This is a genomic window from Marinobacter sp. UBA3604, assembly GCF_002375325.1.
Classification (GTDB): Bacteria; Pseudomonadota; Gammaproteobacteria; order Pseudomonadales; family Oleiphilaceae; genus Marinobacter; species Marinobacter salarius.
On sequence record NZ_DFMB01000021.1, the window covers coordinates 1 to 24,920 of the forward strand.

Consider the following 24,920-nt stretch of genomic DNA (forward strand, 5'->3'; position numbering starts at 1 on the left):
GGTTTAGCGGGGGCAACTACACTTCATAGCGTGGACCCATCCAGATCTTTCACATAAACATGAGTCGTCTTTGTATGCTCGAAACCGATAGACGGGTAAAACCCATGGGACTCCGAACGACTCACATTGGATCGTACCACAACCCGTGACAGCCCTTTGGCGCGGGACCAGTCTTCAACAGCCTGAACGAGCAAGCGCCCAACACCCGCCCGTCGAACATTGGCGCTCACAACCAGCCCAGTGATCTCAGAGGTAAACAGCTCACGGATAGAAATACGCCTCTCGGCGACCGCCCACCCAACCACTGCGGCATCTGAAATAGCTACCCATATCTGATGGCTCGGGGATTCCAGTAATGCCATGAGCCATTCCCGAGCCTGGGATTCGTTGACGGAGTAACCCCATTCCAGGATCAGGCCGCGTATCTCTGATAGGTGCTCAGTTCTTCCTTCTGTGATCGAGACTTCTACATTCATTCAGTATGCCTACGGAGTGATGAATCTAATCCATATCGGGATTCGCGCATTCCAAGGTCGCTTCGACCTGCAGGTCGGGCCAAGGATCGGAAATGTCGGTGGCTCCGCAGCGCGGAGGTACAAGAGAAGCAGGGTCACTGGGAGACAGGCTCGCAGACCATTCTCCTTGCGGGTGGCCATTAAAGGCGTCAGTGCGTTGCCCCGGTTCCAGCGTGACCGGGCCGACTGCCGGGTTGTTCGTACGTAGCTGGATGGTGTGGCCCGTTGTGTTACGCACATTGACAACCCGCACGTTGTCGCTGGCATATCGACGCTCTCTCCAGCCAAATTCCTCATCAAGATCGAGCGGTAGCCATCCCGGATTTGCACCGGTGCACACAAACGGAAACTCATAGACCGGGGTGGATGGCGGGGTGAGTTGCACCATTTCTGTGGTTCCCGCCATGGTGTAGTTTTCGCCTTCAAAACTGACCTGGCCGTTGAAAATAGTGGTGGCGGTGGGCATAACGGTCCGCGAGCCGGCTAATTCCTCGTTCTCGTTGTTCACCGGTGGGGTAAGCGTGAGCGTATCTGCGGTAACGGCCAGTTCGAACGGCGGGTAGCATCCATTATGGTTCGGGCAGGACTGCGCAATGCCGGTCGGAAACGAGGAAGGACAGCAAAACCCATCAATGCAACTGCCATCCGTAGGGCATTCAGCCGTGCTGCCGCAGCTAGCGTCGGACGTGTAATCCTCGCCCAGAACAACACAATGAGATCTATCTCGCGGGATATTGCCGACATCCCAACTGACGGTTACTTCATCGCCCGGGCAGAACAGCTTGGGCTCAACTTTTAGATGGGCGGGATCTCCGGGTAGGCCGCCGGTTTTCACAGCACAGGCACTTAGGAGAAGCAGGGCAGGCAGACAAATCTTGAGTAGTTGGGCAGACATTGTTTTCTTCCTTAATCATTACCAATCGTGATTATTCCCAGTACGAATGGTGCTGCACTTCTTGCTCCTATATTGGGGCGCAGCTAACCCTTCACCACTTTGAGTGTAGACGTGATTTTCTATCCTGAGGCCAGCGTGGCTGTTCGCCAGTCCGGAGTCACCTCAAAACCGGCTTTGGTTATCCCTGGGTTTCATCTGGTATCAGTGCTAACAGGTCGGTAACGCCAACATCCACGCCCATCTGCGACAGCAACGTTGAAACTTGCCCGCGGTGGTGGGTTTGATGGTTGAAGAAATGAAGAACCAGGATTGAATACCGCTTACTGGCAGGAATACCTTTCATGTTGTGGTAGGTGAGAACAAAATCCAGGTCCTCTTCTGAAAGCAGGGATGTCCATTCGATTATCTGGCGATCCAGCCAGATCCGGTGTTCCTTCAAGCCGTCCAGATCGTCAAAGACAATCTGATCCAGGCTCTTAGGGTTTTCAAGATCAACGACAGCCTGAAATGAGTCCAGGCAGGATGGGTGGGTCACGAAACGTTTGAACCATAGGGTGTCAGCCACAACGATGTGATTGAGCGTTCCCAGAATGGAGCCGAAGAAGGCCCCACGGTCCTTGGTTAGCTCCGAGGCGGAGAGGCGACCGGCCGCTTCGTAGACCTTTGCGTTCATCCACTGATTGTAAGCGGCCAATAATTGGAAATGTTCTTTCAGACCCATCGGGGCTTCTCCCAGGTGGAGGGTGTCACTTCAAGTACACTGCTCTCATTTTACGCACGCACACCGAGCCTCACAGCGAAAGAAAGCGCTCGAGGCGTACCCGCTCGTCCTGCAACGCTGGATTGAACGCGGTGTCGTCTGGGGCATGTCCGCGCACGTACCCTGGCTCTAGCTCCAGTTGTCCATTACGTACGGCGGCATTAGCCCAGCCTATGACATGACCGCGCCACAGCATAGGTAGTGCATAGTAACCACGCACCCGTTTTGGTGCCGGAGTGTAGGCCTCAAAACGGTAGGCCCAGCCCCAGAAACGCTCAAAGCGATCGCGGTCCCAAACTAAAGGATCGAAGGGCGCCAGTAGGCGCAGGCGGTCATCCAGCACATTGTTACCCGCAAAGCGGCGACTGCCAGGATTCTCGCCGATGGGCCAAAACCAGCGACAGCCATCCACGGTCGCCTGGGGCAGGCGAGCCTTTGCACGCGCGAGTGCTTCACGACGACGCTCGCGCCACTGCGGGACCGCTGAAGAGCTCACGCTCGTTACCAGGCGGCTGAGCGTAGCCGCAGGCAGCGGGGCATACTTTGCGACTGCTACGTCGACCAATGCGTCCAGTGTGGTATCCGGGTTCACCGCGTCGTGCTCATCAGCGAGCGGCGGCGCATAAAGGCGTACCCCGGCTTCGCGCTTTGCCACACGCAGCAGCCCACGATAATGCATGCCGTCCAGGAGCTGCGTACTGGCACGGCTATTACCGCCGAACCAATTCTTAGTGGTGCCATGCTCGAAGGCTGAGTCCACCTCGCGCGGGTGAACGACACCACGGCTTTGCACAAATTCCTGCACCGCCTGCGCCTGTTCCCAGCGTGAGCGTGGCCACTCGGTGCGCGCCGTGCGCGGGTGCATAAGGCGCTGCGTGGTGCGGGGCAGAACCCCGTAGTTGATAAAGAAGTCTTCCTCGATCGCCAGGCGAGGGTAGCGAGCCTCCAGGTCACCCGCGTGGTAGTCGATAACACGATGGCGGAGCGTCAAATCCTGCGCCCGGGCCGGCGCTCGTATTGGGTCGAGCTGGACAAAACCCAGTTTATTGATCGCACGTGACAAAGTGGTCGGCTTGAAGAGACTGCGCGAGATGGCGTAGCGGCGCAAATGATCCATGGTGAGGGGAGCGGTCATAGTAATCAGTTGCCTTACTTGTCCGGCTGAATCGAGATATGTCGGTCCGGCGGCGGCAGTTTGGGTAGCATGGCTTCCGCATCAACCGTGCGGGTAGCGAAAAAAGCTTCCGCCGCTTCAATCAGAGCCGCCTCGGTTTTGAGGATACCAAGATAGACCGGCCATTCGGCGTCGACCAGTTTCGTGCTGTAACCATCCGGATCAACCTCCACCAGCTTGGCCAGAAACCGGAACTCCATTTCGTTCATGACGACGTAATCGCACCGCTTGTTCAGAAACATGCCCAGCATCTGTTGGGCATTGTAAGCGTCATGACGGGCGAGGTCGGTGCCAATCCGCCGCTCAAGTTGATCGCTGTAGACAAACCATTTGCGCAGACAGATGCGGCCATCAAGATCATCGAAGGAGCCCGGTTGTAGGCCAGGTTGTGCGAACACACGATCACGCCAGGTTAACACCGGTCCTACGGCGTGCATCCGGTCTGGCAGTGGCATCCATCGCGGGTTGGCAAAAACCGCGTTGGCTTGTCCTTCTTCCAGGGCCCAGGCCTGGCGTTTGCGCGGCATCGGGCGGAAATCGGCTGCGATCCCGGCCTCCAGGGTGAACTCATTGATCGCCTCGACCAGAATGCCCTTGTTAAGGGTGTCACCGTAATAGAACGGCAGAAAGCCCTCGTCCGACCCCATTATCTCGAGCGTTTGGGACGAAACCGGGAGGGACCAGAATACTACGATGATCAGCAAGCCTATCCTCATGAAAACTCCTCCTATGCTCTAATCATAGGCTAGGAGTGCCCACTGCGCCGAGGTAAGTCCATGGCCCATTACGTAGGCTGTCATTTCTTGTTTGCCTTGGTTCTTGCTGCTGGTTTCCTGGCCCGGAGCGCCGCATCGAACGCCAGGGTCGCCCATTCTTTCGCTTGTTCTGGATCATCGAAAGTGCTCTCCGGTGCCATGTAGTAAGACATCTTAATCTTAGCGCCATTTTTCTCGTATTCGAACGGCTCCAAATCCAGCTCTGTAAACCGACCCATCGATTCCCCATCGACCTTCAAATACAGAACATCATCCGCAACAAGGCCAAACATTAGGCCATCGTGGTACACACCATAGCCACCGAACATACGCCGAACGGAAACCGGGCCGAACTGGCAAAATATATCATTGAGGTTTTCGACGAATTCGCTCATTCGTTCGCTTCTATATCGCCGGACGTTTGGCAAACAATGCCCAAATACCTGCTGTTGAAAGTAACGCACCACCTGCAAAATTAAACCTACGCTGTGCTTTGGGCGAGACAAGCAGCCGACGTGCCGAGGATGCGAAAACTGTATAAAGCGTGGCATTGATGGTGGCCAAGGCAACAAAAGTGAGTGCAAGCAACCACATTTGGAACACCCCGTTTCCACCCGGCGTGATGAATTGCGGTAAAAAAGCCATGAAGAAAACAATGCCCTTTGGGTTGAGCGCCGTTACTAAATACGTGTTGGTGAACAACTTCAAATGGGAGGAGTCAGGCGCCGGCTCCGCCATTTCAGTGGGAGAGAAGCCTGCCCGAAACAACCTGATACCAAGGTAAAGCAGGTATAAACCACCTGCTATTTTTACAACTGTGAACCAAAACGCAGATACCGCAAGCAACGCCCCCAACCCCACAAGTGACGCAAACAATGCCGTAGAGTCACCGAGCGCGACCGCAGCCACCAGAGGAATATTGGCACGGCGACCATGAGCAACGGAGTAACTGATGACGGCCAGAATTGTAGGGCCGGGAATAACCAGTAGAACCGCTGACGCGACGACAAAGGTAAACCAGGATTCAATTGCCACGAAACGTCCTCCATGTCCGGGATGCGAGTAACCACGATGTCCGTGTGGGGGTTTTGCCGATTGCTGAGGCTGTCATTTGCGGGCCTATCAGGTTTTCCCGACCATTTCAAGGTTTCTTCGGGGCAGATATGATCAAGATAGCGGGCGAGGCGTGACATGTAAAAACGTATCTCAACGTGCTCTTGCATGTGGCAAATCGAAAAACATTACCCTCAAGGCTCGAGAAACCCGCTAGATTCCTCTAATGTTCACATCAAATGTGGAAAAATAATGCGTGACGGACGACTGGGAAATTAGCCAAGGAGAGTGGCATGAATGGCAAAAGGGCGGTATTTCTGGGCCCGGGTGATCGGCAATGAATGCGTCAATTCTACGCAAAGCGTTGTATCCGGCAGCGCTGTTGCTAATTGCGGCTGTGCAGGCCTGGATCTTCTATGTTTTCAGCCGATTCATTGTTGCTGGGGAAGGTGTTGGAGTCTATGCAGTGTTTTTGTATCTGACTGCGCTGGTTGTCAGTGCATTGTTATGGGCTGCGTCATATTACTACCAGCGGGGCAGGGCAACGGCCGTGGTGTTTTGGGGCATTGCCTTGGCAATGATGCCGATAATATTGATTCAGCCAGTGTGGTGGTCTGCGCCGGTGATTGGCAATTAGATATACGGTCAAGCCAACGGGTGAGGGGAAAGCATATAAAAATGTACTGCCCCCTACGTGCACCGCAAAGTCGTGCCGACCTGGCTACCAGGGTGAGGGCATGCCCCCCTCATCAATCAACTCCTGGGTTTGCAATCGGTAGCCGCTTGGGTCGCCATCGGCGACTTCGGCCTGGACGTTTTCGATCAGAGGCGTGCTGAAATCGTGGCTTCGGTCATAGTCGCAGGTGGAGCAGAATGCTTCCCACCAGGCCAGCGCCTCACCCTTTCCAGAGAACCCAACGATCAGCGTATGACTGTAGTCGTCAAGCGGGTAGTCCTGATACCACTGGCGTAACTTCTCGTCGAGGTCATCGGGGAGTGAGAAGGTGACTTCATGGAACATCTGGGTGCGGTAGGAGAACCAACGGGCATGTACGATGCTGGGTGCGCTTTTCGGGCTTATCATCGCCACGCCTCCCTGTGGCGGGCGTTGGTCAAAGCCATGCTCAATGCCCCCTGCAGGTACACTCCAGGATTGATCAAAAGTGATGTCTTCAACCCAGACCGGCCAACCTTCAGGCCCACCCGCAACGGATACGGCAAAATCGTACTCGCGAGGTTCCGAAGAGCAGGCTGTTACCAAAAACAGCAGCAGGATTGAAAAGGCGGCCCTGGCAGTGGTGTTATTGCGCACGCGCAACTCCTTCCTTGACGGGAGTTATGGCTTGAGCTGGCCTGTTGTAAAACACCGTCCGCTTACCGGAAGGTTCCGGGCCCAGCCCAAGCTCGTAGATACTATGTGAGGTATGGATGTATCCTCCCAGATAATCCCTTGCCACCGCCAGCGATCCCTCGTTTGCTTGCCAAGTGGCCAGAGCATCCTGCAAGTCCTGGGGGATTTGGTAGTCCTTGTCATTCGTGTTCATTTGCCTGAACGGCACGTCGCTCTGTTTTGCGAGATCGTACATTCTGTGCAGGTGATGGATCGCCAGTTCCTTGCGAGTGCGTCGGCGCTCCTGTACATGGATATCGCCGTTCGGTTGGGGAACCGCCACCACGGTCCGGCCTGGCCGCGCGTACTGCGCTTCAAGTTGCGGAAGGGCTGTGCGTTGGGTGTGGCCTCCGTCGGCGAGGCCGGAGTGGATGCCCAGAACAATCTTCTCAATGTTCTCGAAGCCTTGGTCCGGATTCTCGTAACCGCCCCCCACATCGGAGTGAGCTCCGGGTACGGCGATTTCCGTAAAGTGTGATGGGCCATTGCCGTTGGCATCCATAATACTGCTCAAAGGGAGGTTCTTGCGGATCTCATGGTAGGCGGTAAGTTGCACCACTCTATTGGCACTGCCTGAAGATAGGTTAAGGTTGAAGTCCAGATTGACGTCGTTTCCCGGCATGTAGAAACTACCCACGGTGTCAAACAGGCCAACGAAATTTACCCGCACCTTCAAACCAGATGGGAAAGCGGGCACCGGCTTGAACCCCAGCATCGGAGCAGACAGCGAGGCGCCATTGAATTGGGGAAGCTGGAAAGTTTCCGGCTGCTCGCCGATTAGATTGACAAAATGCCGGGCCAGGGCCGCGCCACGGCTGAAGCCAAAGACATCGAAGATCACTTCGTCGTAGTCCCCGACATTGATTTCATCTCGCATCCTTGTAATCGCAAATTCTATCCTGTCATGTCCGCCCTCAGGACCTATGCCCAAGCCCAGCCCCATCAGGTCCTCCGGAGCCTCAAAGCCATCAGGAGTGTGATTGCCGTCAATGGTGCCAGGGCCACGAACATAGATCCGCCGCACATTGGCCCTCTCCCGATATAAGTCATGCAGCTTTGTCACATTTGTCATATCGCGATTAGTCAGGATCTGGTCATTGCCCCTGTGGTTGCCGGTGCCATCGAAGAACACGCCCAGGCGCAGGGTCTTGCTGGACTCGTCAATAGCCTTGATGGCTTGAGAGGAGTTTGCGACTGAAGCTCCACCTCCGCCGCTGTAGCTGGATGTGCCACTGCGCAGTTGCGTTCCCGAAGGGGCCGGTGAGCCGGTGTTGCGGTTTCGAGTTGAACTGGATTCTGCGCTTACAGGGCTAGGGTGAGGATTCGTCCGTGAAAGACCAGAGAAAGATACCGGTGTATGGGTATCGCCAACCACCGCGCTACTACTGCCAATGGTAACCCCACCACAGGAAATCGCACCACCGGTAGTGGCCACTGGTAAGCCATTAATGAAAACCGTGCTTGAACCGGAAGCAATGGTGCGTGGGTGGGGTGGATGTTTGGGCTTGGAATGGGGGGTGAGTTGGTCACTTACCCGGGCAACTGGCTTGCCGTCGATTAGTACATTGGGGGAACCGCTGATTACCGGGGTGGGTGGGAAACCTTGGTGATCCGTACCGAGGTCTCCGACCAGGACGACTTTTTTGCCGCTCATTGATCGCTCCTTGCTCATCCATGAAGATCTTGGGATATCTTTCAGAATTCCCGAGGCATCCTTGCCGGGCCTGCGCGCCCTTGCGTGACTATCATTCAGAGCTAACCACGCTCCTTGCAGCCAAGTCGGAGTCTAGCAAGGTGCAATAGGGTGTCAAGGAGTACTAGATTCCAGGTTCCGCCATAACGCCACCGCCTTAGGCACTGGGCGTAGATCGGGCTTTTGCTAATGCGCTAGTCTATTGGTGGACCCTTCGATATCGTTCAATTACCGGCATGCAAGAGCTGGCCCGAAGCGCTTGTTCAGTGTGTGGCATTCTGGGCGGCATAACGCGGACGTCGAGACAGTGCAGAATCTAGAAGCCGTTTATCAGCTCCTGTATAGATTCACCCTTATGTCGTCATTGAAGACGCTCCTCTCACTCCATGACGAAATAATATGTCTTGAATCAAGCCATCTGACCAAGTCCTGATTCTCACGAGTATTTTTCAGTTTCGGCGTATTACGCCCAGTTCTTATCTCAGAAAATGGTTTCGGTAGATTGGTCAATACATGACGCACTTCATCGTCCGTCATGAGAAACTGAAATTTGTTAAAGAGTGAAATTTGCATCGCAATCGACGTGGAATGCGTTATCAGAGATTGCGCAACACTCCCATTTAAGTTGGCTATGTTGGCGTCGGTTTTTCCAAGAATCGAGCCTATAAGAGCTGAACGTTCGGGAAGATCGACTAGCGCTTCGAGGTCCATCATTTCGATTATCTGGAGCTTGGCTGCATTATCGATTTCAGATTGAAGCAGCTCCTCTCGAAGGTCATCATCGATTACAAGGTTTTCTGGATCGGCCAGATAATCATCCATGTTGATCGCTACGAATCGTACCTGCAAAGGCCTGGTGTCGGCGAGCCAGTCAAGGTTTTCCTGAGTAAATGAGACTTTTCGTTCATCTATAAGGATTCGAATTTTTTCCGGCTCGAGTGCTTCCGGTAGGGTCTGGATTGGCCTCGGCAGGGCGCGAGCGTATTCTTGATAGGCGGCATCAGATAGAGAGCCTGCGTTAAATATGAATAAACGCAGTTGCCGTGAATCCGTGTCGCTTGGTATTGGGTGTTCCAGGATGGCAGCACGAACCATCTCTTGATCAAGATAACCAATTAAGCTATTCGCCTCGAATCCTTCACTTTCCATGAAGGCCAAACAATTTTCCCAAGTTGGCTGGATCACGCTTTGGTCGAACAGCATCGCCTGTAATCTTTCAGGCACGTCCTCCAAAGATGGCAACTGAGCTGTCTGTCGTTCAAGAAACTCTCGAAGATCATCATGATCAATATCATCGTGGCGTATCACGTCTAGAATTGCGGAGGCAACCTCCTTTGAGTTTTCTTGAAGCTCCAAGAGAATCTCATGGAGGTATCGATGTAAATCGCGCTCTACTCGATTAATCAAGGGTGCACTATTCGTCGAACGTATAGTCGTGAAGTTCTTTTCATGTAGGGACTCTAGATCGTTCTCTCCCAAAATCTCTTGGTAGACATACTCCAGATTCGAGATCGTGAGTTCGAAAAGCTCCTCCTCGAACATGACACGTACAATTTCAGAGTGTTCTTTGATTGCTGCAAGATCTTTGATCTCAAAGTCGAGACATGCAAGGCGTTCCGGTTCGAGTTCGGGTGAATTCACCAGAATCTCTGGAAGGTTCGCGGAAACAAATTCCGGTAACTCCTCAAAATCCCTTGCGAGCTGTCTGAGCGAGGTTTCCGGTAGGTTCGAGACCAGTTGGGTGACGTGGGAGATATTATTAGGGCTCGCAATGACAGTTGGAACTAGACCTTTCCAAGCTTTGACTAGCCCGGAAAGAAGTCCTGCAACATCGCGACCGCTGGTGTAATAGGCATCGAAAAAGTCCTCGCAGCTCTCGAACTGGGACGAGAGCAACTCGAAAAGCTTCCGCGTTTGGTCGAGGTAACTGCCCCGGTCACTCAGGAGGCTATCGACAAGCTTAACGTTCAAGACGTAGCTTTGCCGGAAGTCTTCATCTCGCATCGCGGCGATGACCTCTTTTGGATTGTCGATAGGAAAACCGGGCTCAGGCGTGACAAATGCTCTTATCTGGATCAAAAACTTATTGTCATTGGGCGACAAACGGCCTGAGTGAAAGAGTGAAGTGTATTGGTAGTAGGTATCGTCGAGATGGCCTTCCAGAATCAGAAAACGGGCAAGCTCCCCGTTTTCATCGAAGTTCTCGAAGAGATCCTGCACGCGGTCGGCGTTCAAACGCAACAGCTCCTTGAGCTTAGTCGTGCGAAGCGCTGTGATCTTTGATTTTAGATCACGTATTTGGCGCAAGCTCTTGTTCTTATTATCAGCCGTCTTGCTTTCGATCTCCTCCTTGCGTTGCTGGTAGGATTTCTGGGAGTCCACCTCGTTTTGCAATTTGGAAACATCGACCTGATGTTGTTGACCATTGACGTTACGGCCGATAAGGCGGGGAGCCTCTATAAGCTGCTCGAATGCATCGTGGCTGATCAACTGTGGAAGAGGGATCCATTGTGATCCATCAATACGAACGCTAATAACATTCGCTGGAAGCTCCTCGATCAGAGCCATAGCGTAGATTTGCCGCAACTCTCTCAGGTCCGAAGGCGTCTGTCGCTCGGCGACTTCTAGCCGCTTTTCTAGTTCCGCGATCTCGGTCCTATACGTGGCCTCACCATGCCCAATGAGCTCGCCTTGGCGGTTCAATATTTCAGCGAGAGTCCCCGTGCCGCGGTGCAGCTGTTCAAAGTCCCTTGGATAGACGTTTTTATAGATCAGTATCGCAAGGAGCTTGTTGGCGTCGAGCAGATTCTCTCCATCAGTTTCCAAATTCGCCACATAAATGGCGTATTCATTAAAGATGTTCTGAATCAATCTCAGGTCGTTCAGGTAACGTGAGACCTCTCTCAGAAATTGCGGATCAAGGCGCCCGTCAAGTTCAAGTCTCCGTCCCTGCTCCAATACCATGTCGATCGAATTCGATGTGTTGATGATCGGTATGACGGGAATGATGAATTCGAAGAACTTGGTTCGATCGGTGTTAACAAACATGTCGTCGCGCAGGGCGTATAGAAATCTGATGGTGCGTTTCACCCCTGCGTTCTCGTTCACGAGGCTATTAATTTCGCGCAGTGTGACGAAAATTTCGGCATCTTCAAATCGATCTATATCCTCAATTACTACAAGGTCGTAATTGGTTGATTGGAAGAAGTAGATTATTTCGTCTAGGTGACGGTTCAATATGGAAGCTTGGTCATCATGTGCAGGTTTTATCTCAACGTCCTTCAACGAGATGCCCTTGAGTGACAAACCGAAGCTCGCGACATAGAAGTGATGTATCGTTACCCAGAGGAATGTTGCCGCTATTACTAGGCTCCCCAGGTTGAGCCAATGGCTGAGCGAGAGCGGAACGAAAAAAGCGCCGCTGATGATGTCTTCTCGCTGATGAAACACGTACCAAAGCGCGAGAATTCCAAGCATTATGTAAAGAGATCTAAAAACCGACCCAACGCCGGGCGACTGAATTCTTTTGAACCGCGATAGCGGAAGCTTGTTGGCGTCAGCACCATACAGCATCTGCTGCAGGATGCTTCTCTCAATCTCTTGACGGCTCACCTTCTCGACCCCCGAATCGGCCTCGGGAACAAACGCAGCAAGAGAAATATGAAGCGCAGGCCGCCGATACCTCTTCAAGAAGGATTGGATGATGCTGCTCTTTCCTGACCCGTAGGGACCGGTTAGAGCAATGTTGGAGACCTTATCATTGTTCGTCGCAAACAGAATCGCTTCTGAATATACGCCAGCCTTATCTGCCTTATCAGTTGGCGCAAGGTCCACGAACTTCGATTGCAAGTTGGCGGAGCGATATTTGCTTTCCAGCCGAGACGCGATGCCATCGAGCCTGTCGGCAAGCCAACGTGTTAGGAAGGTGATGGTATTTATCATACGATGCTGAATAACGTATCCTTCAAGAAACGAAAATGCACGAAAGGCTAACTTGCAAAGCGAAACAGCTAAGTTGTTAGGTTTTGTGCTGCGCAATCATGAAACGCTCAATTGATTCCAATGACTCCGAAAACAAAAAAGGCCCGAAGCTTTAACACTCCAGGCCTTCCCATCACACATCGCAGTCAATCACCTCAACCGCACTTACTATCGCCACAAGACAGGCAAGTCGCACACCCGTCCATCACGATCACCGCCTTGGTGCTGCACTTGCCGCACATGGTGGCGTTGGGTGGGTAGTCGCCGGCTTTGTCGTCGTTCGTGGCCGTGGTGTGGCTGGCTTCGAATTCGGCGCGTTTTTCGGCGAGGATGCGTTTGGTGACTTCGCTCATTTCCTCGCTTTCAATCAGGCCGATGGCCTTGAGGTGCTTCTCGATCACGGCGCCGATTTCGGCGACGAGAGAGGGCATGAATACGCCGCCTTTCTTGAAGTAGCCGCCGTTGGGGTCGTACACGCTGCGCAGCTCTTCCACCAGGAAGGTCACGTCGCCGCCTTTGCGGAACACGGCGGAGACAACGCGGGTGAGGGCGATGACCCACTGGAAGTGTTCCATCGACTTGGAGTTGATGAACACTTCATACGGCTGCCGGCTTTCGTGGTCAGTGCCTTCGTTGAGCAGGATGTCATTAATCGTAATGTACATCGCGTGCTCGGCCACTGGCGGCTTGATCTTGTAGGTGGTGCCCAGCAGGAAGTCCGGCCGTTCGATGTATTCGTTCATCTCAACCGGTTTGTTTTCCGGCTGCGCGGCTGGCTGTGCTGCTTCGGGGTCGGCTTTCTTTACGCGGTAGCCGACGATTTTGTTGCTGATTTTAACGGTCATGTTCGTTGTCCTGTGTCGGTTCCCGGGATCAGTATTTGCCGTAGGTGCCTTCTTTAAGCGCATCAAACAGGTTGGCGGCGTTATGGAGCTCGCCGTCGTACTCCACCTGTTCGTTGCCCTTGAGGGTCACCTTGCTGCCGTCGTCCAGGGTGAATTCGTACAGTGTGTTTTCCAGGTCTTTCTCCTGAACCAGCACGCCCTGGAAGGCTTCCGGGTTAAAGCGGAAGGTGGTGCAACCCTTCAGGCCCTTGTCGTAGGCGTACATGTAGATGTCTTTGAAGTCCGGATACGCGAAATCCTGGGGCACGTTGGCGGTCTTGGAGATGGACGAGTCCACCCACAGTTGGGCCGCGGCCTGGATGTCCACGTGCTGCGCCGGCGTCACGTCTTCAGACGTGGTGAAGTAGTGGGGCAGGCGCTTGTCTTCTTCTTCGGAGAAGGGCATGGCACCGGGGTTGACCAGGTGGCGGTAGGCCAGCAGCTCGAAGGAGAATACGTCGACTTTTTCCTTGGTCTTGCGACCTTCGCGGATGATGTTGCGCGCGTAGTGGTGCGAGAAGCTGGGCTCGATGCCGTTACTGGCGTTGTTGGCCAGTGACAGGCTGATGGTGCCGGTGGGCGCGATGGAGGTGTGGTGCGTGAAGCGGCCACCTTTCTCGGCCAGCTGCTCGATCAGTTCCGGCTCCACGCCAGCGATCTGCTGCATGTACTTGCTGTACTTGGCGTGCAGTACCTTGCCCTTGAGCTTGTCGCCCAGCTTGTAGCCGTCCTGGGACAGCTGCGGGCACTTGGTCAGCATCTTGGGGGTGACTTCAAAGTCGTCGTTCATGATCGGCGCCGGGCCTTTTTCGTCGGCCAGGGCCAGGGACTGGCGCCAGCCTTCCACGGCCATTTCACGTACGACTTCTTCGGTAAACTGCACGGATTCGGACGAGCCGTAAGGCATACGCAGCATGGCGAGGGTGGAGCCCAGGCCGAGGATGCCCATGCCGTGGCGGCGCTTGTAGGTGATTTCGTGGCGCTGCTCTTCCAGCGGCAGACCATTGATTTCCACTACGTTGTCCAGCATGCGGGTGAAGATGCCAACGACTTTACGGTACTTCTCATAGTTGAAGCTGGCCTTGTCGGTGAACGGGTAGTCCACGAACATGGTCAGGTTCACAGAGCCCAGCAGGCAGCTGCCGTACGGGGGCAGAGGCTGTTCGCCACAGGGGTTGGTGGCGCGGATGTCTTCGCAGAACCAGTTGTTGTTCATCTGGTTGACCTTGTCGATCAGGATGAACCCTGGCTCGGCGTAGTCGTAGGTGCTGGTCATGATGGTGTCCCAGATAAACTGGGCTTTCAGGGTGCGGTAGATGCGGCACGCAACCTTGCCTTCGTCATTGACCACGTAACCTTTCTGGATCGGGAAGTCGCGGTACACGAACTGGGTTTCGTCGGACAGGTCCAGGCCTTCGTCTTCCACTTCTTTCTCGGTGACGGGGAACGACAGGTGCCAGTCGTCGCCGTTGCGCACGGCTTCAATGAAGTCTTCGGTGATCAGCAGCGACAGGTTGAACTGGCGCAGGCGGCCGTCTTCACGCTTGGCCTGGATGAAGTCGATGACGTCCGGGTGATGTACGTCGAAGGTGGCCATCTGGGCGCCACGGCGTCCACCGGCAGAAGACACGGTGAAGCACATGCGGTCGAAGATATCCATGAACGACAGCGGGCCGGAGGTGGTGGCACCCGCACCGGCCACGTAGGCGCCGCGGGGGCGCAGGGTGGAGAATTCATAACCAATACCACAACCGGCTTTGAGGGTGAGGCCGGCTTCGTGGTTTTTCTCCAGGATGTCGTTCATGGAGTCCTGAACGGAGCCAGACACGGTGCAGTTGATGGTGGACGTGGCTGGTTTGTGGGCTTCCGCACCGGCGTTGGAGGTAATGCGGCCAGCGGGGATGGCACCGTGGCGCAGGGCCCAGACGAATTCTTTCTTGTGCTTGGCGCGGTTGGCTTTGTTTTCCACTTCGGCAAGGGCAGTGGCAACACGCTCGTAGGTTGCTTCGATGTCCTTATCGACGGGTTCGCCGGTCTTGGTTTTGAGTTGGTACTTGCTGTTCCAGATGTCCAGCGAAGCTTCCTGCATTGGAATTGTTGTTATCACTGCCTGTGCTTTAGCGTTCATTGCCACCCTCGGATGTCCGGTATGTCTTTTGATGGCCGTTGCAAACCGCAGCCGGCCATACCCCATGTGTCGTTAAGATGTCTCAGCCTGGAAGGCCGTTATGCTTCAGATCCGGTGAAACACTAGATCTGGTGTTTTTCTAACCTGCTGTCCGCCCTGGAAAGGGCGTAACAGCGGGTTTTCAGGAAAGATGGTCACCCGCGTGGTTTACTGGCGCGCCGTTTGTGGTGAGCGGGCCGAGCAAACCCTATATATGGGTGAATATGAGACGAGTATAACAGGATATAGTGGTCTGTGAATAAGAAGACAACTATAGATTGCGGCTCATAGCGAAAGAAAATCAATGGATGAATGCTTGAATATCCTGAAATGCCCGCAGAAACGCCGCGTTGAGGCATTTTACTTGAAACCACTAGATGTTGTGGTCAAAAACTGCGCAGTGAAAAATCTGAAAAAAGGTTCATAAAGTCAGTTAAATGTGACCGATGCACGTACCCGTTTTGTACCTGTCGCTAAAGTAGTGATGTGGAGTCGTAAGAGGTAGTGGCCCACAGGAAGTGAAAACTACTATAAAAGGAACATAATAATGAAAGGCCTGAAACGAACACTGCTTGCGCTGGGCGTCGCAGGGTTGCCTGCTGCCGCAATGGCAGACATTGTGATGCTGGAGGACAGCGCAATGGGAAACATTACCGGCCAGGCCGGTGTGTCCATTGAGCTGGAAACCAAGATCAATATGGACCGCTTTATCTATACCGATGAAGGGTCGCTGACGATCAGCGATATCAGCATCGGCGGTGCGGAACGGACAGACTTCTTTGGTTTCAATGGCCTGGGTGGGCCGGATTCCAATGATCTGCTGGACAACATCCGTATTGACATTGACGTGCTCGCCGACGGCGATGCGGCCATCAATATCCGCCCGCAATTCTTCAATGCCATAGATTTCCGTGTGACCTCCGGTGCGTGGGAATTGTGGGGGCAGGGCGGCCAGAACACGGCGCTGATGGACAACCTGTTCATTGAAGGTGTGTTGGGGCGTGGCTCTATTCACATTGATACAGACACCGACGTCATGAGGCTGCGTTCTGCGTTTGCCATTGAGGTGATGGATTTCGATGTGCCGTTTGCGGCCGTGGGCATTCGTGGCCTTTCATTGACCGGTGCGGACTACGATCAGACCTTCCCGAGCGTGTTGGACCTGTTCGCGGAAGTGGACCTGTACATCTACAACGGCCAGCGTGCAGACGGTGGCTCCTCCCTGGCGATCGATATGCCCAGCTTTGCGGCGGACATCGGTATGCAGGAGGTGATCGTGGGGCAGGCCTCGATCGGCCAGATCTTCATTGATGACCTGGCGATCACCAATACCCAGATGCGGGTGTACGGTCACTAGTAACCAAACTGTCTACGGGGCATGCAAGGTGCCCCGTAGACGAGTTTGCCGGCAAGCGTGATTAGCCCAACAACAAACTGTCGTCGTCCACTTCCAGCCCGCGCTGCTTCTCGAACAGTTCCAGCAGGTCTTTCACTTCCAGTCCTTCCCGGTCCTGGCCGGCGATGTCGAACACCACCTGGCCCTGATGCAGCATCACTGTGCGGTCGCCCACTTCCAGCGCCTGTTTCATGCTGTGGGTGACCATCAGCGCGGTGAGCTTCTGTTCTTCGATGATCTGTGTGGTCAGGTCCAACACGAAGGAGGCGGTTTTCGGGTCCAGCGCGGCGGTGTGTTCGTCCAGCAACAGGATGGCGGAGGGTGTCAGGCTGGCCATCAACAGGCTGACGGCCTGGCGTTGGCCGCCGGAAAGCAGGCCCATCTTGTCGCCCAGCCGGTTTTCCAGGCCTAAATTGAGGGAGGCCAGGCTGGATTTGAACTGGTCCATGTAGCGGGCTTTTACGGCTGCGCTCAGCCCACGGCGCTGGCCGCGCTTGATGGCCAGGGCGAGGTTTTCCTCGATGGTCAGGCCTTCACAGGTGCCCGCCAGCGGGTCTTGGAATACGCGGGCTACCCGGCCGGCACGCTTGTGGGTGGGCAGCTTTGTTACGTCCTGGTTGTCGACGATGATGTTGCCGCTGTCCACCATCACCTCACCGGCGAGGGCGTTGAGGAAGGTGGATTTGCCGGCGCCGTTGCTGCCAATCACGGTGACGAATTCGCCCTGGTTGACGGTCAGGCTCATGCCTCGGAGGGCCGGGTTTTCCAGCGGCGTGCCCTTGCCGAAGGTGAGGGTCAGGTCGGTTGCTGTAATCATGCTTCCTCCTCAGGCCTTTTTGCGGGTAAACCGCGCGGCAACGGACGTGCGAACACCGGGCAGCACAATGGCCAGGGTGACCAGCACGGCGGTGATCAGGTTCAGGTCCTGGGCCTGTAGCCCCAGGAAGTCAGCGTTCAGCGCCAGGGCAATGGCCAGGCGGTAGACGATGGCGCCGATCACACAGGCAATCAGGGCTCGGAGAACCGTAGACGGCGTAAGCACGGCTTCACCACCGATCAGTGAGGCCAGGCCGATCACGATCACGCCCACACCCATGGTCACATCTGCAGCGCCCTGGCTCTGGGCGAACAGGGCACCGGCGAGGCCTACCAAGCCGTTAGAGACGGCAACCCCCAGCACAATCATGGCACCGGTGGCGATACCTTGTGCACGGGCCATTCGCGGGTTGGCGCCGGTGGCGCGCATGGCCAGCCCGGTTTCGGATTTCATGAAACGCCACAGCAACAACAGGCTTACCATCACCACGATGATAAACAACAGTACCGGCACCTGATGGTAGGCAAGGCCAAGGTCGTACCAGGGTGTGAGCACGGTTTCCTCGGTGAGCAGGGCAATGTTGGGCCGGCCCATGATGCGCAGGTTCACAGAGTACAGCGCGATCATCGTGAGGATGGACGCCAGCAGGTTGAGAATGTTGAGTTTGACGTTCAGCAATGCGGTTACCGCACCGGCACCCATGCCGGCGATAACGGCGGCGCCGGTGGCCAGCCAGGGGTTAACGCCTTCAATGATAAGGACGGCTGCCACGGCGGCGCCCAGGGGAAAGCTGCCGTCCACGGTCAGGTCCGGGAAGTCCAGTACGCGAAACGAAAGGTAGATACCGAAGGCGACCAGCCCGTAGATCAGGCCGGTTTCGATGGCGCCATAAAAGGCAATGTTACTAAGCATGGGATAGGGTCACCGTAAATGAAAACGGGCAGCCCTTGTGAGGCCGCCCGCTAACAGTGGGTTACTTGTCGCTGTTTACGACTTTTTTCGCGTCGCTGATCAGGTCGTCGGACAGGGTAATGCCCATGCGCTCTGCGGCAGCGGGGTTCACGAACAGTTCCAGGGTGTCCACGGATTCCACATCCATGTCACCGGGGTTGGCACCTTCCAGGATGCGGGCCACCATGGCGCCGGTCTGGCGGCCGTGGTCGTAGTAGTCGAAGCCAAGGGCAGCAACGGCGCCACGGCCGACGGTGGCGGTGTCAGCGGCGAAGACCGGAATGCTGGCACGCTCGCCCACGGAGATGACCGCTTCCACGGCGCTGATCACGGTGTTGTCGGTGGTCAGGTAGATGGCGTCTGCTTTGCCTACCAGGGAGCGGGCGGCACCGAGCACTTCCGAGGTCTTGGTGGCGGCGGCTTTAACCAGTTCCATGTCACGGGCCTGCAGGCGCTCTTCAAGCAACTCCACCAATGCCACGGCGTTGGCTTCGCCGGGGTTGTAAACGGTGCCGATGCGTTTGGCGTCTGGCACCACCCGCTCGAGGAGGTCGAGGTGGCGTTCGATGGGCAGCATGTCGGTCACGCCGGTGATGTTGGCACCCGGAGCCTTCAGGCTTTTTACCAGTTTAGCGCCGACCGGGTCGGTCACTGCGGAGAAGACCACTGGAGTCTGGCGAGCGGCGGCGGCCATGGTCTGTGCCGACGGCGTGGCGATGGCGACGATCACGTCCGGGCCTTCACCCACGAATTTGCGGGCAATCTGTGACGCGATGGCGGCGTTGCCCTGGGCGCTTTCGTGCATGATGCGAACCTGTTCGCCGTCCTTGTATCCCTGTGCTTCCAGTTCGTCCCGTACGCCCTGATGAACGGCATCCAGAGCGGGATGCTCCACAATCTGAGTGATGGCGACCACCCGCTGTTCGTCGCTCTGTGCAATGGCGGGTGCAATGGCAGCCATTGCCAGCAGGGCGGTGCCGATCAGCGTGCGCAGAATCTTGTTGGCCATAAACCGGTCTCCGGGTCTGTTCAGACTGTTTGGCGCGCCGGGAGATCGAACGCGCGTTTAATAATGGGGCGGGAGTTTATCACAGGCTATTGGATTGATGGGTAAGCGAAGGTACCTTTTACAGGGAGCTACGCGTTACAGGGATCTGCGCGGCAGTATGCCGGCCAAAAGTACATGTGAAGTGGAATAGTTTTAGTTCCGTCACGTTTTGACGGTGACGGCTGTGGTGAAATAGGCTACTAAAGTCTAATGCAGTGCAGCCCTTACATAATAAAAACACCGATAACTCAAAAATAACACAACGCAAGGAAGGTCCATGGACACTACTGACAAACTCCCCCTGGATATGGTTTATCACTGGGAACACGCCAAGGCGGATTCCCTGTACATGACTCAGCCCATTGGCGACGGCAAGGTTGTCGAATACACCTGGAAGCGTGCGGTGGATGAAGCTCGCCGGATGGCCTCGTACCTGAAATCCCTGAACCTGCCGGAAAAGAGCCGGGTCGGGATCATATCCAAGAACTGCGCGCAGTGGATCATGTCGGACTGGGCCATCTGGATGGCCGGACACATCTCCGTGCCGCTGTACCCGACCCTGAATGCGGATACGGTGAACTACATCCTTAACCACAGCGAATGCGACGTTCTGTTTGTCGGTAAGCTGGACGACTGGGACCAGATGAAGTCCGGCGTGCCGGAGTCCGTGCGTTGTATTTCCTACCCACTGAGCCCGCCCAACAATTTTGAAACCTGGGACGACCTTGTGGGCAAGTACCCGCCACTGGAAGAGAACACCCAGCGGGATGCGGATGAACTGGCCACCATTGTGTACACCTCTGGCAGCACCGGTCGGCCGAAGGGCGTTATGCTGAGTTTCCGTAATATGGCATTTGCGGCCGCCGGTGGCACCCAGGTGCTGGGCGTTGGTGCGGAAGAGCGCATGCTGTCCTACCTGCCGCTGGCGCACGTTTTCGAGCGCACGTTTGTGGAGCTGGGCTCGCTGTACTCCGGTTTCCAGCTGTTCTTTGCCGAGTCGCTGGATACCTTTGTCCAGGATCTGCAGCGGGCACAGCCGACGCTGTTCCTGTCAGTGCCCCGCCTGTGGGTGAAGTTCCAGCACGGCGTTCTTCAGAAGTTGCCCAAGGAGAAGCTGGAAAAGCTGCTGAAGGTTCCGCTGCTGAACAAGGTGATCAAGAAGAAGGTGCTCAAAGGGCTGGGCCTGAACAAGGTCAAACTGGCTGGCAGTGGCTCCGCACCTCTTTCCAACGATGTGCTGGACTGGTACCGCAACCTGGGGCTGGAACTGCTGGAAGGCTACGGCATGTCCGAGAACTTTGCCTATTCCCACATGAACAAGCCTGGCCGTTCCCGCACCGGCTACGTGGGTGAAGCACTGCCCGGCGTGGAAATGAAGATCAGCGACGAGGGCGAAGTGCTGGTGAAAAGCCCGGCCACCATGATGGGGTACTACAAGGACGAAGAGAAAACCCGCGAAACGTTCTCAGAGGACGGTTTCCTGAAAACCGGCGACAAAGGCGAAATCGACGAGATGGGACGCCTGAAGTTGACCGGCCGCATCAAGGAAATCTTCAAGACCAGCAAGGGTAAGTACATCGCCCCAGCACCGATCGAGAACCGCCTGATGTCTCACGAGGCCATCGAAATGGTGTGTGTCTCCGGGGCCAACCAGACGCAACCCCACGCGCTGGTGATGCTGGGCGAGGAGATTCGTCCGAAGATGGCTGATGAAGCATTCCGCAAGGACATCGAGGCCAGCTTCAAGCAGTTGATTACGGACGTCAACAAGACCGTGGACCCTCACGAGCAACTGGCGTTCATTACCGTGGTCAGCGATGAATGGTCCATCGAGAACAGCTTCCTGACCCCGACACTGAAGCTGAAGCGTAATGTGGTGGAGGATGCGTATCAGGAAAATGTGGACTCCTGGTACGCAAAACGTCAGCCGGTCATCTGGCAGTAGAGAAAACCGACGTAAGTCGCATAGGGAAAGCACTGAAACGGGCATAAACTGAAGACATATTCAGGAGGGAATATGACTCAGTTAGCCCGGTTTCAGAAACGCATTTATGACATGATTCCGCTCTCGGAAGCATTGGGTGTGGAGCTGGTTTCCTATGACGGCCATGCGTTGTTGGTCAGTGCTCCGCTGGCCTCCAACCACAACCACCAGGGGACCGGCTTCGGGGGGAGTGTCTACTCGGTTGCAGTGATTTCCGCCTGGGGGTTGGTTGAGCTGGTATTGACCGACTTGGGATTGGCCGGAAAGGTGGTGATCCAGGTAGGTGAAATTGAGCACATTGAACCGGTAGACACGAACTTCTTCGCCCTGTGCCGCCTCCCCGGCGGTGAAGTCCCTGACCGATTCCGAAAAAGCCTGGCCCGCCATGGCAAGGGCCGGCTTTCCCTGATTGCTGAAGTGTACTGCGGCGAACCCACCACGGAACCCGTCAGAGAACCCGTTGCGGTTTTCCAGGGCCGTTTTGTGGTTCAGGGCGCGCATTCCCGTTCGGTGATCTAAGCGGACTTCCCGGCTGCCGCTTGAAGGCTGCGAACGTCAGCTAATGGCCCGGGTGTCGGAAATGGACTTGCTCATGAGGATGATCGGAATGATGCCGGCCAGCACGATAATCAATGCCGGCAGGGCGCTGTGGGCGAGCTTCTCGTCCGAGGCAAACTGGTACACGTAGGTGGCCAGGGTTTCAAAATTAAAGGGCCGCAGGATTAACGTCGCCGGCAGCTCCTTCATACAGTCCACGAACACCACCAACGCCGCTGTAATCAGGGTGCCCCGCAACATCGGCAGGTGAACCTTCAGCAGTGTATTGCCCGGTGTATGGCCCAGGGACCGGGAGGCCATGTCCATACTGGGTGTAATTTTCTGCAGGGCACTTTCCACACTGCCAGCGGAGACCGCCAGGAAGCGAACGGTATAGGCGAACACCAACGCAAAGGCGGTACCACTAAGCAGCAGCCCACTGCTGACCCCGAAGTTGTCCCTCAGGATGCCATCCACCCAGTTGTCAAAACCGGCTAGCGGCACAATCACGCCCACTGCGAGCACGGCCCCGGGCATGGCGTAGCCCAGGCTGGAAAGCCGCATCATCACGCGCATGCCCCGGGTATCGTGCAGGCGGCGGCTGTAGGCGAGGGTGACGCCAATGATCAGCGTGGTCAGCGCGGCGGTTCCCGAGAGAAACAGGCTGTTGAGCGTGTTGCGAACGAAGTCCGGGTTCCAGCTTTCGTCGAAGTACTCCCAGGCATAGTGACCAAGGGTGGCGGCTGGCAGCAGGAAACCGAAGATCACTGGTACGGCGCACACGGCCACGCACACCCACTGGCGCGGGCGTGACAGGGTAAAGCGGCGGATTGGCTCGCGGTTGTCCCGCGCTGCGAATTGTTGCTGTTTGCGCCGGGAATAGCGCTCCAGGGTCACCAGGATAACGACGAAGGCCAGCATGGTGGTGGCAATCTGCGCGGCGCCTCCCAGATTCCCCAGGTTCATCCAGGTGTCGAACAGGCCGGCGGTCAGGGTTTGTACCGCAAAGAAATCCACCGTACCGAAGTCGTTCAGGGTTTCCATCAATACCAGCGACAGGCCAACCGCTACGGCAGGCCGGGCAATCGGCAGCACCACCCGGAAGAAGGTGCTGATGGCGGAATGCCCCAGGCTACGGCTGACCGCAAACAGGGAAGGGGATTGCTCCAGGAACGCGGCCCGTGCCAGCAGGTATACATAGGGATAGAGCACCAGGCCGATCATCAGGGTGGCGCCTTCCAGGCTGCGGATTTCGGGGAACCAGTAGTCGGCGGCGTTGTGCCAGCCAAACCAGTCCCGCATGGCGGTCTGAACCGGCCCGGCGTAATCCAGAAGGCTGGTATAGACATAAGCAATGACATAGGCAGGCACCGCAAAGGGTAGCAGCATGGCCCATTCAAAAAACTTGCGACCGGGAAAGTCGCACATAGTGACCGCCCAGGCGCTGGCGAGGCCGATAACCAGCGTGATGAAAGCCACGCCGGCCATGAGTTGGAGTGTGGTAACCAGATAGCGGGGAAGCGTGGTGTCCAGCAGGTGAGGCCAGATATTCTCTTCCGGAAACAGCGCCAGGATAAGCACCGACAGTACCGGAAGCGCCACGATGGCGGTGGTCACTGCGGCGGTGATCAGCCAGCGTTTCGAGGTCCGTTTTGCCAGCAGGGGGTATCTCGCCCCGGTCTGTTCAATGGCCTCGGACATAGGTTTCCTTTGGGTGAATTGGGAATAGGGTGCGGATTGTACAAAAAAGCCGGGACCTGAGTCCCGGCTTTTTCAATACATGGCTGGTTTAGTTGTCGTAATCGACGCGATCAACCATCTTCACCGCTGCGCTGCGGTTTTCCGCGATTTCCTGGAGAGACAGGTCGTCCGGGTTAATCTCACCCCATTCGGCCACCATGCCGGAGGGCTTTACGTCGGGGTTGGCCGGGTATTCGGTGTTGGCCTCGGCGTAAATCTGCTGTGCCTTGGGCTCTGACAGGAACTCCATCAGGCGGATGGCGTTGTCACGGTTGGGCGCACTTTTGGTCAGGGCGATACCGCTGATGTTGATGTGAGTGCCACGGCCAGCCGCGTTGGGGAATACCAGACGTACGGACTCGGCGGCCTCGCGCTGGTTCTCGTCGTTCAGCATGTTGCCGTAGTAATAACTGTTACCGATGGCAATGTCGCACTCGCCGGCATGGATGGCCTTGATCTGGTCACGGTCACCGCCCTGGGGCTTGCGTGCCAGGTTGTCTTTCAGGCCTTCCAGCCACTCTTCAGTGGCTTCTTCGCCATGGTGGGCGATCATGGAGGAGAACAGGGCAATGTTGTAAGGGTGCTTGCCGCTGCGGGTACAGATGCGGTCATCCCACTTTTCATCCGCCAGTTGCTCGTAGGTCGTGATCTCGCCTTCTTCAACACGTTCCTTTGAGGCATAGATCAGCCGGCCGCGGGTGGTGAGGGCGAACCACTTGCCGTCAGGATGACGAAGGTTCTGCGGGATGTTGCTCTGCAGAGTTTCGTTTTCAATGCCTTCAACGAGGTCGCGCTCAACCAGCTCGTTGATGCGGGAGATATCCACCGTCATCACCAGGTCCGCGGGGCTGTTGCGTCCTTCACGCTCCAGTCGCTCTGCCAGGCCTTTCTTGGCGAAGACGACGTTGGTTTCGATCCCGGTTTCTTCCTGGAATGCATTCAGCAGCGGTTCCAGCAGGTAAGCCTGGCGGTAGGAGTAGATGTTGACCTCGCCGTCAGCGCTGGCCTGCAGGGGCAGCGCGCAGGCTGCTGCGATGGCAGTCGCCGCAAGTTTCATTTTCATGGTAGGTATTCCTTTATGGTTTTGGGTAAGGGGTGATCTTTATACGTGTAGTGAGACGTAATGGTAGTTAACAATGCCAACTATTCTTATTTGTGTTGCGCTGAGTGTCAATACACC

Annotated in this window: 21 protein-coding genes; 4 read left to right on the top strand and 17 right to left on the bottom strand. The window is 55.8% G+C overall.

Annotated elements, in window-relative coordinates; all coding sequences use genetic code 11:
- Nucleotides 1-23 precede the first annotated feature (23 nt).
- The 7 genes from B2590_RS05950 to B2590_RS05980 all read right to left on the bottom strand — a co-directional run bounded on the left by B2590_RS05950 (nt 24) and on the right by B2590_RS05980 (nt 5,134).
- The gene (locus B2590_RS05950) at nt 24-476 is read right to left on the bottom strand and encodes a GNAT family N-acetyltransferase (RefSeq protein WP_127401068.1); all 453 of its coding nucleotides are present in this window, start codon (nt 474-476) and stop codon (nt 24-26) included.
- A 25-nt stretch (nt 477-501) separates the two neighbouring features.
- Nucleotides 502-1,410 (bottom strand): hypothetical protein, encoded by a 909-nt coding sequence (locus B2590_RS05955; protein WP_286809912.1) that lies wholly within the window; start codon nt 1,408-1,410, stop codon nt 502-504.
- A 178-nt stretch (nt 1,411-1,588) separates the two neighbouring features.
- Nucleotides 1,589-2,131, bottom strand: coding sequence for a DinB family protein (locus B2590_RS05960; protein ID WP_286809911.1), 543 nt, complete (start codon nt 2,129-2,131; stop codon nt 1,589-1,591).
- 70 nt (nt 2,132-2,201) lie between these two features.
- Nucleotides 2,202-3,305 carry a DNA glycosylase AlkZ-like family protein gene (locus B2590_RS05965; protein WP_286847907.1) on the bottom strand — a complete coding sequence of 368 codons (1,104 nt, stop codon included), beginning with the start codon at nt 3,303-3,305 and terminating at the stop codon, nt 2,202-2,204.
- Nucleotides 3,306-3,319: 14 nt separating this feature from the next.
- Nucleotides 3,320-4,060 (bottom strand): polar amino acid ABC transporter substrate-binding protein, encoded by a 741-nt coding sequence (locus tag B2590_RS05970; RefSeq protein ID WP_286809910.1) that lies wholly within the window; start codon nt 4,058-4,060, stop codon nt 3,320-3,322.
- Nucleotides 4,061-4,140: 80 nt separating this feature from the next.
- On the bottom strand, nt 4,141-4,494 hold the full coding sequence (locus B2590_RS05975; protein WP_286809909.1) for a TfoX/Sxy family protein: 354 nt from the start codon (nt 4,492-4,494) through the stop codon (nt 4,141-4,143).
- 10 nt (nt 4,495-4,504) lie between these two features.
- Nucleotides 4,505-5,134, bottom strand: coding sequence for a LysE family translocator (locus B2590_RS05980; protein ID WP_286809908.1), 630 nt, complete (start codon nt 5,132-5,134; stop codon nt 4,505-4,507).
- A 355-nt stretch (nt 5,135-5,489) separates the two neighbouring features.
- Between B2590_RS05980 and B2590_RS05985 the strand changes: the two genes are divergently transcribed.
- The gene (locus B2590_RS05985) at nt 5,490-5,789 is read left to right on the top strand and encodes a hypothetical protein (protein WP_286809907.1); all 300 of its coding nucleotides are present in this window, start codon (nt 5,490-5,492) and stop codon (nt 5,787-5,789) included.
- 84 nt (nt 5,790-5,873) lie between these two features.
- Here the strand turns inward: B2590_RS05985 and B2590_RS05990 are convergent, their stop codons facing one another.
- From B2590_RS05990 to B2590_RS06010, 5 genes are all read right to left on the bottom strand, one after another.
- On the bottom strand, nt 5,874-6,464 hold the full coding sequence (locus B2590_RS05990; protein ID WP_199449282.1) for a DUF2931 family protein: 591 nt from the start codon (nt 6,462-6,464) through the stop codon (nt 5,874-5,876).
- Nucleotides 6,454-8,196 (bottom strand): type VI secretion system PAAR protein, encoded by a 1,743-nt coding sequence (locus tag B2590_RS05995; RefSeq protein WP_286809906.1) that lies wholly within the window; start codon nt 8,194-8,196, stop codon nt 6,454-6,456. Before B2590_RS05995 ends, B2590_RS05990 begins: the two co-directional genes overlap by 11 nt.
- A gap of 369 nt (nt 8,197-8,565) precedes the next feature.
- Nucleotides 8,566-12,273: an ATP-binding protein gene (locus B2590_RS06000; RefSeq protein WP_286809905.1), complete on the bottom strand. Its 3,708-nt coding sequence runs from the start codon at nt 12,271-12,273 to the stop codon at nt 8,566-8,568.
- Nucleotides 12,274-12,371: 98 nt separating this feature from the next.
- Nucleotides 12,372-13,061, bottom strand: a complete 690-nt coding sequence (locus B2590_RS06005; RefSeq protein ID WP_036208278.1) for an NrdJb — start codon at nt 13,059-13,061, stop codon at nt 12,372-12,374.
- A 28-nt stretch (nt 13,062-13,089) separates the two neighbouring features.
- Complete coding sequence (locus B2590_RS06010; protein ID WP_286809904.1) at nt 13,090-15,228, bottom strand: adenosylcobalamin-dependent ribonucleoside-diphosphate reductase; 2,139 nt, start codon at nt 15,226-15,228, stop codon at nt 13,090-13,092.
- A 586-nt stretch (nt 15,229-15,814) separates the two neighbouring features.
- On the opposite strand from B2590_RS06010, the gene B2590_RS06015 reads away from it, so the two are divergent.
- Nucleotides 15,815-16,624, top strand: coding sequence for a DUF6160 family protein (locus B2590_RS06015; protein WP_041333163.1), 810 nt, complete (start codon nt 15,815-15,817; stop codon nt 16,622-16,624).
- A 61-nt stretch (nt 16,625-16,685) separates the two neighbouring features.
- Here the strand turns inward: B2590_RS06015 and B2590_RS06020 are convergent, their stop codons facing one another.
- From B2590_RS06020 to B2590_RS06030, 3 genes are all read right to left on the bottom strand, one after another.
- The gene (locus B2590_RS06020) at nt 16,686-17,480 is read right to left on the bottom strand and encodes an ABC transporter ATP-binding protein (protein WP_007152408.1); all 795 of its coding nucleotides are present in this window, start codon (nt 17,478-17,480) and stop codon (nt 16,686-16,688) included.
- A gap of 9 nt (nt 17,481-17,489) precedes the next feature.
- The gene (locus tag B2590_RS06025; protein WP_007152407.1) at nt 17,490-18,392 is read right to left on the bottom strand and encodes an ABC transporter permease; all 903 of its coding nucleotides are present in this window, start codon (nt 18,390-18,392) and stop codon (nt 17,490-17,492) included.
- Nucleotides 18,393-18,453: 61 nt separating this feature from the next.
- A complete protein-coding gene (locus B2590_RS06030) occupies nt 18,454-19,440 on the bottom strand; it encodes an ABC transporter substrate-binding protein (RefSeq protein ID WP_286847908.1) in 987 nt (328 codons plus the stop codon).
- A gap of 316 nt (nt 19,441-19,756) precedes the next feature.
- On the opposite strand from B2590_RS06030, the gene B2590_RS06035 reads away from it, so the two are divergent.
- The gene (locus B2590_RS06035) at nt 19,757-21,424 is read left to right on the top strand and encodes an AMP-binding protein (RefSeq protein WP_286811986.1); all 1,668 of its coding nucleotides are present in this window, start codon (nt 19,757-19,759) and stop codon (nt 21,422-21,424) included.
- Nucleotides 21,425-21,496: 72 nt separating this feature from the next.
- Complete coding sequence (locus tag B2590_RS06040; protein ID WP_127401093.1) at nt 21,497-21,982, top strand: YiiD C-terminal domain-containing protein; 486 nt, start codon at nt 21,497-21,499, stop codon at nt 21,980-21,982.
- Between the two features lie 36 nt (nt 21,983-22,018).
- Here B2590_RS06040 and B2590_RS06045 read toward each other — a convergent pair whose 3' ends face one another.
- Together B2590_RS06045 and B2590_RS06050 are read right to left on the bottom strand one after the other, a co-directional pair.
- Complete coding sequence (locus B2590_RS06045; RefSeq protein ID WP_091642017.1) at nt 22,019-23,701, bottom strand: ABC transporter permease; 1,683 nt, start codon at nt 23,699-23,701, stop codon at nt 22,019-22,021.
- 88 nt (nt 23,702-23,789) lie between these two features.
- Complete coding sequence (locus B2590_RS06050) at nt 23,790-24,803, bottom strand: Fe(3+) ABC transporter substrate-binding protein (RefSeq protein ID WP_036208249.1); 1,014 nt, start codon at nt 24,801-24,803, stop codon at nt 23,790-23,792.
- Between the last annotated feature and the right edge of the window lie 117 nt (nt 24,804-24,920).